Below are 15,919 nucleotides of genomic sequence, written 5' to 3'. Positions count from 1 at the left end.
GAGAAGAAGTGGTGGAGCCAAGCGGGATCGAACCGCTGACCTCCTGCGTGCAAGGCAGGCGCTCTCCCAGCTGAGCTATGGCCCCGTTGTGGGCTTTCGACCACCCCCGACAAGGGGTTTTGAGTGACTGGCAAGACGGGAAGGCACGACGCATAGCCTGCTATGCAAGTGGCTTTCCAACGCAGCCCAGACGCTCAAAATGGTGGGTCTGGGCAGACTTGAACTGCCGACCTCACCCTTATCAGGGGTGCGCTCTAACCAGCTGAGCTACAGACCCAGTTTCTTCTCTTTTAATATCAAGCCTGCAAACTGTGTGAGCACTCACGTCCGTTCGCAATAATGTAAGGAGGTGATCCAGCCGCAGGTTCCCCTACGGCTACCTTGTTACGACTTCACCCCAGTCATGAACCACACCGTGGTGATCGTTCTCCCGAAGGTTAAACTAACCACTTCTGGTGCAGCCCACTCCCATGGTGTGACGGGCGGTGTGTACAAGGCCCGGGAACGTATTCACCGTGGCATTCTGATCCACGATTACTAGCGATTCCGACTTCATGGAGTCGAGTTGCAGACTCCAATCCGGACTACGACGCGCTTTATGAGATTCGCTTACCCTCGCAGGTTCGCTGCCCTTTGTACGCGCCATTGTAGCACGTGTGTAGCCCATCCCGTAAGGGCCATGATGACTTGACGTCGTCCCCACCTTCCTCCGGTTTATCACCGGCAGTCTCCCCAGAGTTCCCGGCCGAACCGCTGGCAACTAAGGATAAGGGTTGCGCTCGTTGCGGGACTTAACCCAACATCTCACAACACGAGCTGACGACAGCCATGCAGCACCTGTCTCAGTGTTCCCGAAGGCACTAATCCATCTCTGGAAAATTCACTGGATGTCAAGGGATGGTAAGGTTCTTCGCGTTGCATCGAATTAAACCACATGCTCCACCGCTTGTGCGGGCCCCCGTCAATTCATTTGAGTTTTAACCTTGCGGCCGTACTCCCCAGGCGGTCAACTTAGTGCGTTAGCTGCGTTACTCACGTCTTAATGACACGAACAACTAGTTGACATCGTTTACGGCGTGGACTACCAGGGTATCTAATCCTGTTTGCTCCCCACGCTTTCGTACCTCAGCGTCAGTCTCTGACCAGGTGGCCGCCTTCGCCACCGGTATTCCTTCCAATATCTACGCATTTCACCGCTACACTGGAAATTCTACCACCCTCTTCAGGACTCTAGCGTGCCAGTTCTAAATGCAATTCCCAGGTTGAGCCCGGGGCTTTCACATCTAGCTTAACACACCGCCTACGTACGCTTTACGCCCAGTAATTCCGATTAACGCTTGCACCCTCCGTATTACCGCGGCTGCTGGCACGGAGTTAGCCGGTGCTTCTTCTGTGGCTAACGTCAACTGTGATAGCTATTAACTATCACCCTTTCCTCACCACTGAAAGTGCTTTACAACCCGAAGGCCTTCTTCACACACGCGGCATGGCTGCATCAGGCTTGCGCCCATTGTGCAATATTCCCCACTGCTGCCTCCCGTAGGAGTCTGGGCCGTGTCTCAGTCCCAGTGTGGCTGATCATCCTCTCAGAACAGCTAGGGATCGTCGCCTTGGTGAGCCTTTACCTCACCAACTAGCTAATCCCGCTTGGGCTCATCTTTAGGTGTGAGGCCCGAAGGTCCCCCACTTTGGTCCGTAGACATTATGCGGTATTAGCCACCGTTTCCAGTGGTTGTCCCCCGCCTAAAGGCAAATTCCCAAGTATTACTCACCCGTCCGCCGCTCGTCAGCAGAGAAGCAAGCTTCTCTCTGTTACCGCTCGACTTGCATGTGTTAGGCCTGCCGCCAGCGTTCAATCTGAGCCATGATCAAACTCTTCAATTAAAAGCAGTTCAATCAACTCAATGAATTACGCGTTTTGCTACTTAATGTAGCTGAACACTCATTCAAAAGTTGCAATACATATTTCTGTTTTGCGTAACTTCTGCAAGTGCCCACACAGTTTGCTTGGCTTGATATAATTGTTAAAGAGCGTTTCTCAGCAGCCTTGGCTGCGAGAGGTGCGTATTCTACACACCGTGTGTTTTCCGTCAATACTTTTTTGAAAAAAGATTTTTTAGAAAACTTAGGTTTTCGGCGGCTTCGTTGCCTGCCTCGAACGTGGAGCGCATTTTAGAGGTTTAACTCTCACCGTCAAGCGCTTTTTATGCCTTTTTAACTGTTTTTTTGCTGACTGCGTAAAGTTTCAGCAACACGCTGTTTTTATGTGCAGAATAAGGCGATGCATGATCTTACTCGCATCATCTGCTATAAAATGAGTAACGCTTTATTAACGTTGGAGCCCAATATGGCAGACTTACGCAGTTATCAGGAGCATGAGCCTATAATTGGCGAACGCGTCTATTTAGATCCAAGTGCGGTTATCGTAGGCAATGTAACGCTGGGGGACGACAGCAGTGTCTGGCCCATGGTTGCTGCCCGGGGTGATGTGAACTCAATAAGCATTGGCAAAAGAACCAATATTCAGGACGGAACCGTATTACACGTGACCCGTAAGTCACCATCAAATCCAGATGGCCACCCTCTAATTATTGGTGATGAAGTTACCGTAGGGCATCATTGTATGCTTCACGGCTGCCAACTCGGTAACCGTATACTCGTAGGTATGTCTGCAGTTATTATGGACGATGTTATTGTCGAGGATGATGTGATTATTGGTGCCGGGAGTCTTGTACCGCCGGGCAAGCGTCTTGAAAGTGGGTACTTATATGTCGGAAGCCCGGTCGAAAAGAAACGCAAACTCAATAAAGGCGAGGCTGCGTTTCTCAGTCAGTCCGCGCAAAACTACGTCGACTTAAAAGATGACTACTTACTGCAAGTAAGTCCTGTTTCCTAATTCAGTGAAACCGTCGGTTATCAATGCGTTCTATGTTGAGTAGGGAGGTTAAGTCTTTTAACCTCCCCGCTATAACATGAACGACGCCCGATTTAATTTCGACAACACCTTTTACCCATAACAGCTTGCTGGTTAAATAGGCTTGCCTAAACTGCCTAGCTGTATGCGCCCACACCACGACATTGATGTTCCCCGTTTCATCTTCTAAGGTAAAAAAGGTGACGCCACTACTTGTACCCGGTCGCTGCCGACAAGTCACTAAACCCGCTACGGATAATACCTGACCAGAGCGACAGCCAGCTAACTCTTCAGCAACAACGCATCGACTTAATTCTTTTGAGTGCGCCCTTAATAAGGTAATGGGGTGTCGTCTTAAGCTGAGCCCCTGTGTTTCATAGTCGGCCTTTATGTCTTCGACTTCTTGTGGTGCTTGTACCTCACGGCTAGAGACCTCTTGTACGTGAGCAAATAACGGCATTTGATCGTCCCTTTCGCTGAGACTTTCCCAGTGAGCCTGATACCGATGACCTAAAACACTTCGTAACGCGTCTGCTTTAGCCAGAGCCTGAATATCGAACTTATTCAATCCAGCATCTTCTAAGCTTTTGAGTCCTTTAAAGCCTGATTCGGGCCGGCTTTTTAACGCCTCTTTCAGGCGAGACTCCGACAGGCTCTTTATTTGCCGCAGTCCAATTCTGACAACATTAGGGTTATCGCTAAGCCACTCGTAGTCCCACTGGCTATGATTTATATCAGCCGGTAAAAATGTCACGCGGTGTCGCTGCCCGTCCTGTACCAACTGCGATGCTGAATAGAAGCCCATCGGCAAGCTATTCAGTAAACCGACATAAAATGCGGCAGGATAATGCGTTTTAAACCAGGCTGACGCATAGGCAAGGTTGGCAAAACTGGCAGAATGGGACTCAGGGAAGCCGTACTGCCCGAAACCACAAATTTGCCGAAATAAGCGCTCTGCAAAGTCCCGCGTATAGCCTCGCTCCAGCATTCCTTTTATAAGCTTATGCTCGAAATGCGTCAGTTGCCCCCGCTTCCCCCAAGAGGCCATAGCCCGGCGCAGCTGATCAGCCTCTCCACCAGTAAAGCCCGCCGCAACCATAGCCAGTTTAATAACTTGCTCCTGAAAAATAGGAACGCCTAACGTGCGCTTTAATACCGACTTCACTTCTCTGCTCGGGTAATCGACTTGCTCAAGACCATCTCTACGTCGCAAATAAGGGTGAACCATATCGCCCTGAATAGGGCCCGGTCTGACGATAGCTATTTGAATCACCAAGTCGTAAAACGTTTTGGGCTTCAGCCTTGGCAACATCGTCATTTGAGCTCTCGACTCAATTTGGAAAATGCCCATAGAATCGGCTTGGTGCAGCTGCTGATAAACGCGTTGATCTTCTTGTGGGATACGAGCAAGTGTTAACGGCTGACTATCGATTAAGCCTTTTTCATTCACTAGCGCCAGCATCTTTCGTAAGGCAGTGAGCATACCCAGCGCCAGCACATCGACCTTTAAAAGACCCAGTGTTTCTAAGTCGGTCTTATCCCACTGAATAACAGTGCGCTCGGGCATGGACGCATTTTCCACCGGCACTAACCGGGCAACATCGTCAGAAGCTATAACAAAACCACCAACATGCTGAGACAAATGTCGTGGCGTCCCTTTTAGCTGTTCAACCAATGACAACAGTAGTGTGCCTTTTTTAGACCGAAACACACCTGGATGTTGCTGTATTAGCTGCTCCTGCCAACTGTCTTCTTTATCTCTGGTATCTAGGTTTTGGCTGTAAAACTGCAATTGTTGCTCAGAAAAGCCCAATGCTTTGCCTACATCACGGAAGGCGCTTTTAAACCGATAAGTAATCACTGTTGCCGCCAATGCAGCTCGCTTTCGAGTGTATTTCTGGTAAATATACTGAATGATTTCTTCCCGGCGCTCGTGTTCAAAGTCGACATCAATGTCCGGCGGTTCGTTACGCTCCTTAGAAATAAACCGCTCGAACAGCACTTCAATTTGCGATGGGTTAACTGCAGTAATGCCTAAACAAAAGCAAACTACCGAGTTAGCCGCTGAGCCTCGCCCCTGATATAAAATACCTTGGTTACTGGCAAACTGAACCAGGTCGTAGATGGTTAGAAAAAATGCTTCGTATTGCATTTCCCGTATAAGTGCCAGCTCTTTCTCATACTGTGCTTGAACGCTTTCAGGAATACCTTCCGGGTAACGTCGCCGAGCCCCATCTTCTGTTAGCTGTCGTAGGTAATGGGTCGCGGACATGCCTCTTGGGGTAAGCTCCGCAGGGTATTCATAACGAAGTTCGGACAAACAAAAGCGGCATTGCTCTGCAATATCCACAGACTCTTTCATCCATGCGGCGGGATAGCATTGTTTTAACTCTTGCAGGCTCCGCAGGTGACGTTCTGCATTGGCACTTGCGACCCCACTATTTTCGTATAGGTTTTGGCCACTACCTATGGCTCGCATAGTATCCAGCAGTGGCTGTTCGTGTTCTGCGGCCATCACCACACCGGTTGCACAGACCACTTTTGCATGCAGCGACTTCTTAAGTTCCACTAGTGCGCTGAATGTTTCACTGTCATCGGCCTGATAGTGACGTTCATACAATAGCCAAAACCGTGACGACCAGACGCTGCTAAGCTTTTTCCCAGTTGCCACTAATTGCGGTTGGCGAAGGTCAGGAAGCCATAATAATAGGCACTCACCAAAACCAGAGAAGAAATCATCTATGCTTGCCTGATAGTGACCCTTCTTTGAGCGCCCCCGAAACTCGGTAATTTTCTGACTCAACTCAGCATAGGCATCCCGGGTTGGCGCAATAACAACAAAAGTGCCGTAATCAGCAATACGAAACTCGCTGCCTATAATCAGTTTAATGTCTCGCTGCTGGGCTTCTTCGTAAGCTTTTACCACCCCAGCAACAGAGCACTCATCGGTAATGGCTATAGCGGCGTACTCCAATTCATCCGCCCGGCGCACTAAAGCTTCCGGCGCAGCGGATGAGCGCAGAAAACTGTAATGACTCAGTGCATGTAACTCTGCGAACGCCATAATTCAGCCTCACGTTTCACCGGCAGCTCAGCTAAACCAGCCCTGCAAATACCAATGCCCTGACTCATAGAAAAGCCAACCTTTGCGATGCTGTGTATCCATCGCTAACCAGTAATCCCGCTGTATAGGCTGAGAGTCCCACCAACCACAATGTTTTCTTTCTGGTCCCTCCTGTAAACGCCATTCATTCAAATTGACTGACTGTGGCTCTCGTTGTAACCAAAGAGGTCTCTTAATTGGCGTTATAGAGGGCGCTTGGGAACGGCAGGGTGGCTGTCGACATTCATTAAAACCGGGTCTGGGATCATCGCTAATGGCCGGGGTATAAACCGCACGCTCGCCCAGTTTCACCTGTAACTTGCCAATAAGCGGAAATAAGCTCTGGGTATCCTGAGCCTCATGAAAAAAGTGCTGACTTTTTGCACTCAGTTGCGAGAACTCGGATGCCTTTAAAGAAAGCTCCAAAACAGGAGCGGCTAAAGGCGAACGCTCCATTTTCAGTTGCAACAATGACCAAAAGCTTTGAGCGCGCCAACTGGCCGTAGCTGTTGATACACTCAACTCTGTACAGTGGTTATCCCGTTGGAAAAGTTGAAACGTGATATGTTGAACCGCCTTTTGGCGTTGGTATAAAAAGCTCTCCAAGTCATTAAGCAAGCGTTTCATAGGGAAACGCAAGCCTTGCCAATTAGAGACCTCTGAGACTAAATCGATTTGTTGAAAGAAGTATTCTGATGGCTCATAAAAGTGATTAGCCCGCTGAATGTTCAGGTCATCTCTTAACGCTTGCACATACACCAATGTTTCTTTTCCGAACTGACGGCCAATATCACTAGCGGGAATAGTCAGTAAATCACCAATGGAAAAAATACCCACCGATAAACAATTCCGAATTGTTTTATTCGGCAACCCGCTATTTTTTATGGATAAATCTTTTAACTGACGCTCGGCTTGCGCTTTATTAATAACCAGTGGTGTGTTTGCCTGAGCCAAAACTCTGGCTGCTAGTGTATTCTTCGCAACGGCTCGCTGGCACTGGAAACCCAACTGTTGAACGGCCAAGTTCAGTGTTCTGACCGTATTCGACAAACCTCCATACAGCTTTTCGATGCTCTTCAGCTCTAGGTATATTCCTTGTGGCGGATCCAAAATCAATTTCGCCGCCCATTGATAAAGGTGATCGGCGACCGCTGAAAGGAGCATTTCTTCTTTTTCTGCTTCATACTCTTTCAGTAACAACGCCTCATAAAGTGCTATTGCCATAACACTGGAAATGCCGCGACTGACACCGGCCTCTTGCGCAACCAAATTAGTTTGTTCAATAAGAGATTGTCCATTTTTCACCCGGTAAAGCGCTACCGCCTGTTTTGCAAATTCAGGCTGAGATATCAGTAAGTTATCCAGCTGTAATTGGGGGAAATGACAATATAACCACATTACTTCAACTCTATATTCTCAACAGGCCAACCCGACTTGCGCTTTAAAATATCCAGAGCGAAACCACCTTCCGTTAAACGTACTTTTAATCGGTTACTATAGGGACGAGCCTCAAGATTATGGCTAAATTCAGTAATGACTATGCCCGTTTGCCCGGATTCCGCCGCTTTATACCAACGCCGGACGTTTGAGGCCGTCGTCTCTTTTTGCGAAAGCCAGGCAAAAGCCATGGTGTTTTTGGTTCGCAATATCTGCTCAAGTGCCCAGCACGCATCACTCTGTTTGGCTTCAACCACGATATGCATCGCATTACCTAAGTCATGATAATGAAGGCCAGCCGCGGACAACTGCGCTGGTGGGTTCACCCAGAATACAGCGAGCCCCTGTTCAATAGCTTGTTGCGCCAACGGCAACAACAACCGCTGTTCAGAAAATGAGTCATTCAATTGCCACTCATGCAAACCGGGAGTTTGCCAGCCGCCACCTAACAGTTCATCAAGCTTTGAAAAACCTGTTTTTACATAGCCGGTCGTTTGCTCTGCTTTTGTCTGCCCTTGCCAAACAACCCCTTGTTCTATGAGTCGCTGTAGATTTGGCTGCATACTAACCCCTCAATACTGTACATATATACAGTATCATTATTTTTTACCCTTTCGCAACAGACATAAAGCACGGCTTAAGTTATTATTTCTGAAACTATTCACTTTTAGGAAGGCACCAGTAAATATGCTGACATCGTTACTTATTCCCTTCAGAGTCGTCGCTCACTTGCTGTGGGGAGTTATCACAACCGCTATTATTGGCGTTTCGATTATCGGTGTTGGTGTTTTCAAAATTCTTTTGCCTTTTCCTGTAACTCAGCGTTTGTGTTCAGCCGCTGCTAACGGTCTATTCCGCATCTGGGCTTACTGTATGTCAATGATGTTCCAACTGACTCAACGCATGGAATGGCATATAAAAGGCGACTTAGATCTTCACGAAAACGGCTGGTACATGGTCATGGCAAACCACCGCAGCTGGGTGGATGTGCTTGTGCTGATGCACCTCACTCGCCGCCATATGCCAACACCCCGCTTCTTCCTGAAATCTCAGCTTATGTGGATACCGGTTATCGGTTGGGGTTGCTGGGTCCTAGACATGCCTTTTATGAAGCGCTACTCAAAGGAACTGATAAAGAAAAAGCCTCATCTTAAAGGCAAAGATATCGCAACCACGACACGCTCGTGCGCTAAATTCCGACATATTCCGACAACCGTCGTTAATTTCTGCGAAGGTACTCGTTTCACACCAGAGAAACATAAGAAAAAGAACAGCCCGTTTAAAAATCTACTTCCTCCAAAAGCGGGCGGCACCGCTTTTTCTATGCAAATCATGGGCGAACAGTTTGAGGCCATTTTAGACGTCACTATTGTTTACCCGGGTAACGACTCGCGTCCCGTTGTTTGGCATTTACTGACCGGGCGACTCAAAAACGTTTATGTGGATATCAAAACGCTGCCGGTTACAGCAGACTTAATTGGCGACTACGCTAATGATCCAGAGTTTAAAGAGCACTTTCAAAACTGGCTTAACTTGCGTTGGCACGAGAAAGATCAAACCATTAGTGCTATCCGTAAAACCATCACGGAAAACCGATAAGGAACGTTGCAATGGACTTTAAGTTTATAAAGCAATGGCTGGAAAGTATGGGCATCGAGAACAATTTGCAGGGGCTCAGCCTGGTCATCGGTGTCACTATTATCTTGGTCGCAAGCTATATTACTTACACGATTGCTCGCTGGGTGTTTGATCATGCAATTGAACGCGCCTTACGAAAAGCGCCGGAACGCTGGTATCGCGCACTGGTCGATAGCGGATTCTTTAAGCGTTGTGCTAACTTAGCACCGGTCGTTATTATTAACAGCTTTATTCCGGTTCTGTTCACTGATGACTTCGAAAGCTGGCAGTCTCCGCTGCAAACCGCTGTTGGTATTTATCTTACCTGGGTTATCACTAGTATTCTGACCTCTATTGCTAACTTTGTGTCGATAGCTTACGACTACACGCCAAAAACACGAGATGTGCCAATAACAGGCGTTATCCAGGTTGTTAAATTGGTTCTGGTGCTAATGGCCATTATTATTACCGTGGCTATTATCATGAATAAGTCCCCCATGTACTTACTCAGCGGTTTCGGCGCCATGACTGCCATTCTCATGGTAGTGTTCAGAGACACACTGATGGGCTTTGTCGCTGGTGTACAGCTGGCTACGAACCGCATGGTCGCTATTGGAGACTGGATAGAACTGCCTGATCACAACGTGGATGGCACCATACAAGAAGTTGGCCTTATCACCCTGAAAGTAGAAAACTGGGATAAAACCATTGTTTACCTGCCAACCTATGTATTAATTCATCAGTCGTTTAAAAATTGGCAGGGCATGATCGAAACCGGCGGTCGCCGTATGAAACGATCATTGATGATTGACTTAGACAGCTCTAAGCTTCTTTCCGATGATGAACTCGACAACATTACTGATACGTATTTCGGAAAATCAGTCGATGAGTGGCTCAAAGAGAATGACTTAGAAAAGCCGATCAGTAACCTGACAGCGTTTCGAATCTTTGCCGATGGTTACTTGAAGAACCACCCGAAAGTGCGCGAAGACTTAACTTGCATGGCAAGGCTAATGCAGCCTACAGCCGCAGGGATTCCCTTAGAAATTTACGCCTTTTCAAAAGAAACGGCCTGGACAAAATACGAAGCGATTCAAAGCTCTATCATTGAGCATTTATACAGTGTGTTACCTGAATTTGGCTTAAGAAATTATCAGTATCTTAATAACCAAAACGCCTTCTCCAAAAATGAAGAAGGCGCTTATTGTAACTACAAGCCTAAAAGCTAATAACCAAGCGGTTTACTTTTCGAGTAAGTAACCCGCTAAGTCAGTAAAATCACCAACAAAATCATCGCTGTCGCGGAACCCCTGCGGCAGCATTTTGTACTTACCGTTGACGATAAAAGTTGGCGTCGCATTAACACCCAAATTAGTCGCTCGGCGATCCATTCTTGCGGCTGCTGTTCTTACCGTGAAGCTTTTCATTGCTTTATCAAACTCTTCGCCAGAAACACCGTTCACAATAAATACGTTACGAATGTCTTCTTTGCTGGTCAGCATATTATTCTTGTTGAAGTTGTAATCAAAAATAGCGGCTGACAATTCGTCGCTTTTACCCAGCTTTTCCGCTACCACAAACGCCTGAGTCATTTCCTCGCCGACATTACCGCGCGGGCTAATAAAGGACACATGCGCTTTTTGAAACGCATTTGGATATTCAGATTTCATCTCTTTCGCAATAGGTTCAAAGCGGAAGCAATGCACACAGTAAAAAGAGAAGAACTCTGTAATTTCAGGCTTGCTGGTCGCTTCGTCTGCAATCACTTCGTAGTGTACACCTTCCTCAAAGTCCTGAGCCTGAGCGACACCAACCACTAACAATAAAGAGCCAATAATACTGACTAACCAATTCTTCATTACATCTTCCTGTTATCTGTTAAAACTACTCGTTAAAATTATCCGTTAAAACCAAGGTTTAGCGGTGCATCGTCAAGCCCCGCCAGTTGTTCTTTGAGCGCAAGAATTTGCTGCTCCCAATAACGACTTTCCGCAAACCACGGAAATGCCCGCTGAAATGCACTGTCTTGCCAACGCCGCGACAACCATGCCATATATTGAATGATTCTGAAACTGCGCAAAGGTTCAATTAAAACCACTTGTTCGGTGTCAAAATCGCAAAAATCTTCATAACCACAGACTAACGCATCGAGTTGCAGCGTCTGCTCTTCTTTAGGTCCGCTCAGCATCATCCAGAGATCCTGCAACGCCGGGCCGGAGCGACAATCATCGAAGTCGACAAAAGTCAGTTTGTCATCGTATTGAAGAATGTTGCCGATATGGCAGTCTCCGTGCAAGCGTTGAAACTCGAATTGATTCAAAGGCGTGTCTTTCAGGCGCTCCGCTAAGGGGTCTAAAATGGCAAAGAAGGCCTCTTTAAGCTCCGCTGGCAACAATTCAGATTGCTTCAGTTCAACCACTGACTGCGCAACGAAGCCGTCATAAGTCATTGTCTCACGGCTTTCAAAACGGCCAGCTTTTGCTACCGCATGCATACGACCAATTTGGCGACCCAGGCGCTCTAACTCGTCTAAATCATTCGGCTCAAAAGCGCGTCCACCAACACTTGGGTAAACACAAAAGCGATAGCCATCGAATTCATGCAGGCGCTGACCTTGCAGCGCCAAAGCCGATACCGCCGGTACTTCCGCTTGCGCCAATTCTTCAGCAAAGTTTAGCTCTTCTTGTATTTGCTCTGTGGTCCAGCGACTGGGACGATAGAATTTCGCGACATAACGTTTGCGGTCGTCATCGGTGAATTGATACACACGGTTTTCATAACTGTTAAGCGCCAGCAATCCCGAAGCAGGATACAGTCCGACAGATTCCAGCGCATTAACAACAATATCTGGCGTCAGACCCTGAAATGCAAAGTCTGACGAATGATCCAGCAAATTACTCATATAAGAAACGGCTTTGGTGCTCAGTTGTGATGTCCGCATTATCAACGGCTGTCACCACAAAGTAAAACTCTGTCACCTGACCATCGAGTAACGTCGGAGGTACCGCCAATGTCACCGGCATTGTACCTACCTCACCAGCAGAAACGTCTTTCGTGGTTTCACCGATGAGCTCAAACTCTTCAAAGCCTTTTACTTCTATGCGATAGGTTTGATCCTGCTGAGATTTATTCACCAACTTCAACGTGAATACATTCTCAATCTGCCCTTCGATGTTCTCACGATACAACTGATTACGGTCACGCAGTACATCAACTTCCAAAGGTATACGCGTCGCCACATCCCAGATTAAAACGGCACTTACCGCCAGCAACATAATGAAGTAACCAATACTTTTCATGCGCCATGGATTGGTCTTCTGCTTTTTCTCTTTTGCCGCCAAGTTGCGCTCGGTGGTGAAGCGAATAAGCCCTCGTGGATAGTTCATTTTATCCATTACTTCATTACAGGCATCAATACAGGCTCCGCAGTCAATGCACTCGTACTGGAGCCCGTTACGGATATCAATGCCTGTGGGGCAAACCTGCACACACATATAACAGTCTATACAGTGACCTAACCCTTTCTCCTCCGGGTCTGCTTTACGAGAACGAGGTCCGCGCGGTTCGCCACGCTCTGCATCATAAGAGACCGTGTAGGTGTCTTTGTCGAACATGGCGGACTGGAAGCGCGCGTACGGGCACATGTGCGTACACATAATCTCGCGCATGTAACCGGCGTTTCCGTAGGTGCAAAAGGTGAAGAAAAGCACACTGAAGGTTGCCCAGAAGCCGGCATCTAATGTGAAGAAGTTAATAAAGAGTTCGCGAATATCGGTAAAGTAACCAACGAACGTCATGGATGTCAGCAAAGCGACCAACACCCAGCTTAGTTGCTTACCGGTTTTGCGCCACAGCTTGTCAAAATCCATTTTTCGTTCATCAAGCTTTATACGCTTATTTCGCGGACCTTCAAATTTCTTTTCAAACCACATAAAAATAAAGGTCCAGGTGGTTTGGGGGCACATAAAACCGCACCAAACTCGGCCAAATATCGTGGTCACAAAAAACAACGCAACGGCCGCGACAATGGCAAACCAGGCAACAACGGTGAAGTCCTGCGGCCACAGCGTCAGACCGTAAATACGGAAGCGTTGCTCCATAATGTCGAGCAAAATGGCTTGCTCGCCCTGATAAGTAAGCCAGGGCAGCAGCGCAAATACGCCCAGAAGAATAAAGCCAAAGCTACGCCTAAAGTACTCTAGAGCACCTTTTACGCTACGCACATAAATGCGACTACGGGGGGAGTAATTATTGTTGTGCTTTTGTCCGTCGGGACGCTGGATTTTGACTTTGTCCGCAGACTGAACCGTTATCTTTTGCTTTTGTTCCATGAACAATACCACTTAGTGTCACGGCGAGGTGCGCCTAGTATAACGGATCATACTGAGAAGCGCAGCTCACTGAGCTGAATCAATTATACAATCAAAAAGTATGTTACAACCTGCTTCCACATCGTGCCAGTGCGACCACTCGTCCGGCGCATGGCTGACACCATTAACAGACGGAATAAAAATAAGCCCGGCATCGGTTAATTCCGCCAAAAACTGTGTGTCGTGACCGGCACCGCTGGGCATTTTCAAACACGAATATTTACGTGCTTTCGCCTTATCCATAATTTTCTGAGTCAATGCCTTTGAACAATCTTTAGGATCAAGCCAACTGACTTCTTCATACTCAAACTTCAGCCGGTGTTTTCGCGCAATGGCTGACAGGGCTTTATTGCACGAGTCAGCCAGCTCTTTCATCACCTCATTGCTCATATCACGCCCGACAATGGTAAAAATGGCTTCCCCCGGCACGGTATGGGGACTGCCGGGTTTTAAGTCGACTTTACCCACGGTAATTCGGGTTTTATCGGTACCATCCTCGGCAATAATCCGGTCAATTTCATGGGCAAAGTCCGCCAGACCCATAAACGCATCACTGCGCATATTCATAGGCGCCGTACCGGCATGATCCGCTTTGCCTTTCAAGTGCACTATCCATTTAAACACACCGGAAATACCTTCCACGGCACCAATGGTTATTTCTTTTTGAAACAACACCGGGCCTTGCTCAATATGCAGCTCATAAAACGCTTTCAGTCGCTCCGGCGGCCAGGCGGCATCCAACACATCCATGACATTCATACTGTGCGCCGCCATCGCGTCTTTTAAATACACATTATCGGCATCGTGTGCTGACATTAGCCAGTCTGGATTGATAACACCAGCGATTGCCTGTGAGCCCATCATACCACCGAATCGGCCTTCTTCTTCGGCAGTACCAACGACCCATACAGGATGCTTCAATTTAATGTCGTTTTCTTTGATCGAGCGCAAAACTTCGAAGCCGGCCAGCACACCTAAAGCACCATCGAAAATACCACCAGCGGGAACCGTATCAAGGTGAGATCCGGTTAGCACTGCGGGCTTTTTAGTAAAATCACCAATACCGAAAAAAACATTACCGGCGCCATCCATAAAGGTTTCAAAACCCTCGGCTTTGGCTTGTTCCATCATCCATTGTCGAGCTTCCATATCGGCGTCGGTAAAACCCCACCGGTAAACACCGTGGTCATTGTCGTTATAGCCAATATTGGATAATTCCAGAACGGATTTTTTTAAGCGATCAGCATTAATGCCTTGCATAGTTCCTCCTTCGCCTTTGTTTTAAGCTTAGGACAAAACCTGCATAGCAACCAAACAAACATAAAAAAGCCCGCACCATGACAGTGCGGGCAAGCGTTGCATGGGGCAAAGGGGAGCCCCTAGAGGGTTTACGACAGTTTGCGTGCAGTTAAGGCTGCATTAAGTACCGCCGCCAACTTAATGGATGATTGAATCGCTTGTGCTGTTACGTCATGTTTCATTAACGTTTGCACGTGCGAGTCAATGCACATTCCACATCCGTTCAGTGCTGACACCGCCAGTGAGAAAAGCTCAAAGTCGGCTTTATCAACACCCGGGTTAGCCATTGCATTCATGCGCAGACCGGCTGGCATTTTGCCAAACTGCTTATCGCTAGATAAGTGCAGGAACCGGTAATACACGTTGTTCATGGCCATTAAAGACGCCGCAGTTTTTGCCGCTGTCTTCACATTGTCTTCGATTTTACCTTCGGCTTCTTCTTCCACAGCTTCGATAAGTTCGTTATCCGCCAAGCTGTACACCAAAGACAGTGCTGTACCGTAAAACTGGTCTGTTGTTAAACCTGATGCGTCTACGTTAGAGAACAGGCTCGACAAGTTCAGCTTGGTGTCTTTGCTGTGATCACCGAGTAACTGTTTATAATCGGCAATTGACATGAATTAACTCCTTATTAAAGCGTGTCACCACCAACGGCTCGGTTACATGGGCACAGTTCGTCTGTTTGTAAGCCGTCTAAAATACGCAGAATTTCTGCTGGATTACGACCCACGTTCAGGTTGTTTACCGATACGTGTTGAATCACGTTGTGTGGGTCAACAACGAAAGTTGCGCGCAAAGCGACGTTCTCTTCTTTGTCACGTACGCCCAGACCGTCGACTAAAGAGCCGTTGTCCGCGAAAGAGTACTGGTTCAAACGATCAAGATCCGGGTGCTCGCGGCGCCATGCTAATTTCACAAATTCGTTGTCTGTGCTGCCGCCCATAACAACCGCGTCACGATCTGCGAAGTCTTCGTTCAATTTTGCGAACTCAACAATCTCAGTTGGGCAAACGAACGTGAAGTCTTTTGGGTAGAAGAAAATAATTTTCCATTTACCGGCAAAGCTGCTGTTATCGATGGTTTCAAACGCGCTCTCGCCGTTTTCTTCAGGCATGTTGAACTTAGGTTTTGCTGCAACAACGCTGAATTCTGGTAACTTATCGCCTACTGTTAACATAA

The 15,919-nt window shown here is 47.6% G+C and carries 12 protein-coding genes, 2 tRNA genes and 1 rRNA gene; 3 read left to right on the top strand and 12 right to left on the bottom strand.

Annotated features, from left to right (window positions below):
• Window positions 1-9: 9 nt before the first annotated feature.
• From CEW91_RS00290 to CEW91_RS00280, 3 genes are all read right to left on the bottom strand, one after another.
• Window positions 10-85, bottom strand: a tRNA-Ala gene (locus CEW91_RS00290).
• Window positions 86-200: 115 nt separating this feature from the next.
• Window positions 201-277: transfer RNA gene (locus tag CEW91_RS00285), tRNA-Ile, on the bottom strand.
• Between the two features lie 65 nt (window positions 278-342).
• Window positions 343-1,884: ribosomal RNA gene (locus CEW91_RS00280) — 16S ribosomal RNA — on the bottom strand.
• A gap of 463 nt (window positions 1,885-2,347) precedes the next feature.
• Here CEW91_RS00280 and CEW91_RS00275 point away from each other — a divergent pair.
• On the top strand, window positions 2,348-2,896 hold the full coding sequence (locus CEW91_RS00275; RefSeq protein WP_088769318.1) for a gamma carbonic anhydrase family protein: 549 nt from the start codon (window positions 2,348-2,350) through the stop codon (window positions 2,894-2,896).
• 1 nt (window position 2,897) lies between these two features.
• On the opposite strand, the gene CEW91_RS00270 is transcribed toward CEW91_RS00275, so the two are convergent.
• From CEW91_RS00270 to CEW91_RS00260, 3 genes are read right to left on the bottom strand one after another with little or no spacing between them, the layout of a single operon-like run.
• Window positions 2,898-5,978: an error-prone DNA polymerase gene (locus tag CEW91_RS00270; protein WP_088767147.1), complete on the bottom strand. Its 3,081-nt coding sequence runs from the start codon at window positions 5,976-5,978 to the stop codon at window positions 2,898-2,900.
• A 27-nt stretch (window positions 5,979-6,005) separates the two neighbouring features.
• Entirely contained in the window at window positions 6,006-7,415 is a 1,410-nt protein-coding gene (locus CEW91_RS00265) for a Y-family DNA polymerase (protein WP_088767146.1), read from the bottom strand.
• On the bottom strand, window positions 7,415-8,017 hold the full coding sequence (locus CEW91_RS00260) for an ImuA family protein (RefSeq protein ID WP_088767145.1): 603 nt from the start codon (window positions 8,015-8,017) through the stop codon (window positions 7,415-7,417). The genes CEW91_RS00265 and CEW91_RS00260 overlap by 1 nt, the downstream gene beginning before the upstream one ends.
• A 124-nt stretch (window positions 8,018-8,141) precedes the next feature.
• Here CEW91_RS00260 and CEW91_RS00255 point away from each other — a divergent pair, with 124 nt between their 5' ends.
• Both CEW91_RS00255 and CEW91_RS00250 read left to right on the top strand, forming a co-directional pair.
• Window positions 8,142-9,053, top strand: coding sequence for an acyltransferase (locus CEW91_RS00255; RefSeq protein ID WP_088767144.1), 912 nt, complete (start codon window positions 8,142-8,144; stop codon window positions 9,051-9,053).
• 11 nt (window positions 9,054-9,064) lie between these two features.
• Window positions 9,065-10,300, top strand: coding sequence for a mechanosensitive ion channel family protein (locus CEW91_RS00250; protein WP_088767143.1), 1,236 nt, complete (start codon window positions 9,065-9,067; stop codon window positions 10,298-10,300).
• 12 nt (window positions 10,301-10,312) lie between these two features.
• On the opposite strand, the gene CEW91_RS00245 is transcribed toward CEW91_RS00250, so the two are convergent.
• The 6 genes from CEW91_RS00245 to CEW91_RS00220 form a co-directional block, all read right to left on the bottom strand.
• Window positions 10,313-10,930 carry a thiol:disulfide interchange protein DsbA/DsbL gene (locus CEW91_RS00245; RefSeq protein ID WP_088767142.1) on the bottom strand — a complete coding sequence of 206 codons (618 nt, stop codon included), beginning with the start codon at window positions 10,928-10,930 and terminating at the stop codon, window positions 10,313-10,315.
• A gap of 38 nt (window positions 10,931-10,968) precedes the next feature.
• On the bottom strand, window positions 10,969-11,973 hold the full coding sequence (locus tag CEW91_RS00240; protein ID WP_088767141.1) for a serine/threonine protein kinase: 1,005 nt from the start codon (window positions 11,971-11,973) through the stop codon (window positions 10,969-10,971).
• Window positions 11,966-13,402 carry a cytochrome c oxidase accessory protein CcoG gene (gene ccoG, locus CEW91_RS00235; protein WP_088767140.1) on the bottom strand — a complete coding sequence of 479 codons (1,437 nt, stop codon included), beginning with the start codon at window positions 13,400-13,402 and terminating at the stop codon, window positions 11,966-11,968. Before ccoG ends, CEW91_RS00240 begins: the two co-directional genes overlap by 8 nt.
• A 66-nt stretch (window positions 13,403-13,468) precedes the next feature.
• A complete protein-coding gene (locus CEW91_RS00230) occupies window positions 13,469-14,701 on the bottom strand; it encodes a Zn-dependent hydrolase (RefSeq protein ID WP_088767139.1) in 1,233 nt (410 codons plus the stop codon).
• A gap of 128 nt (window positions 14,702-14,829) precedes the next feature.
• Window positions 14,830-15,357: a carboxymuconolactone decarboxylase family protein gene (locus CEW91_RS00225; RefSeq protein WP_088767138.1), complete on the bottom strand. Its 528-nt coding sequence runs from the start codon at window positions 15,355-15,357 to the stop codon at window positions 14,830-14,832.
• Between the two features lie 14 nt (window positions 15,358-15,371).
• A complete protein-coding gene (locus tag CEW91_RS00220) occupies window positions 15,372-15,917 on the bottom strand; it encodes a peroxiredoxin (protein WP_053954553.1) in 546 nt (181 codons plus the stop codon).
• Between the last annotated feature and the right edge of the window lie 2 nt (window positions 15,918-15,919).

This window comes from Idiomarina piscisalsi (assembly GCF_002211765.1).
In the GTDB taxonomy this organism is placed as follows: Bacteria; Pseudomonadota; Gammaproteobacteria; order Enterobacterales; family Alteromonadaceae; genus Idiomarina; species Idiomarina piscisalsi_A.
This window is presented reverse-complemented; position numbering and strand designations above follow the sequence as displayed.

Excerpts from the sequence above, each read along its gene's own strand:
- CEW91_RS00240 (WP_088767141.1), bottom strand. The coding sequence starts at position 11,973 with ATGAGTAATTTGCTGGATCATTCGTCAGACTTTGCATTTCAGGGTCTG.
- CEW91_RS00225 (WP_088767138.1), bottom strand. The coding sequence starts at position 15,357 with ATGTCAATTGCCGATTATAAACAGTTACTCGGTGATCACAGCAAAGAC.
- CEW91_RS00250 (WP_088767143.1), top strand. The coding sequence starts at position 9,065 with ATGGACTTTAAGTTTATAAAGCAATGGCTGGAAAGTATGGGCATCGAG.
- CEW91_RS00260 (WP_088767145.1), bottom strand. The coding sequence starts at position 8,017 with ATGCAGCCAAATCTACAGCGACTCATAGAACAAGGGGTTGTTTGGCAA.
- ccoG (WP_088767140.1), bottom strand. The coding sequence starts at position 13,402 with ATGGAACAAAAGCAAAAGATAACGGTTCAGTCTGCGGACAAAGTCAAA.
- CEW91_RS00270 (WP_088767147.1), bottom strand. The coding sequence starts at position 5,978 with ATGGCGTTCGCAGAGTTACATGCACTGAGTCATTACAGTTTTCTGCGC.
- CEW91_RS00220 (WP_053954553.1), bottom strand. The coding sequence starts at position 15,917 with ATGTTAACAGTAGGCGATAAGTTACCAGAATTCAGCGTTGTTGCAGCA.
- CEW91_RS00255 (WP_088767144.1), top strand. The coding sequence starts at position 8,142 with ATGCTGACATCGTTACTTATTCCCTTCAGAGTCGTCGCTCACTTGCTG.
- CEW91_RS00265 (WP_088767146.1), bottom strand. The coding sequence starts at position 7,415 with ATGTGGTTATATTGTCATTTCCCCCAATTACAGCTGGATAACTTACTG.
- CEW91_RS00230 (WP_088767139.1), bottom strand. The coding sequence starts at position 14,701 with ATGCAAGGCATTAATGCTGATCGCTTAAAAAAATCCGTTCTGGAATTA.
- CEW91_RS00275 (WP_088769318.1), top strand. The coding sequence starts at position 2,348 with ATGGCAGACTTACGCAGTTATCAGGAGCATGAGCCTATAATTGGCGAA.
- CEW91_RS00245 (WP_088767142.1), bottom strand. The coding sequence starts at position 10,930 with ATGAAGAATTGGTTAGTCAGTATTATTGGCTCTTTATTGTTAGTGGTT.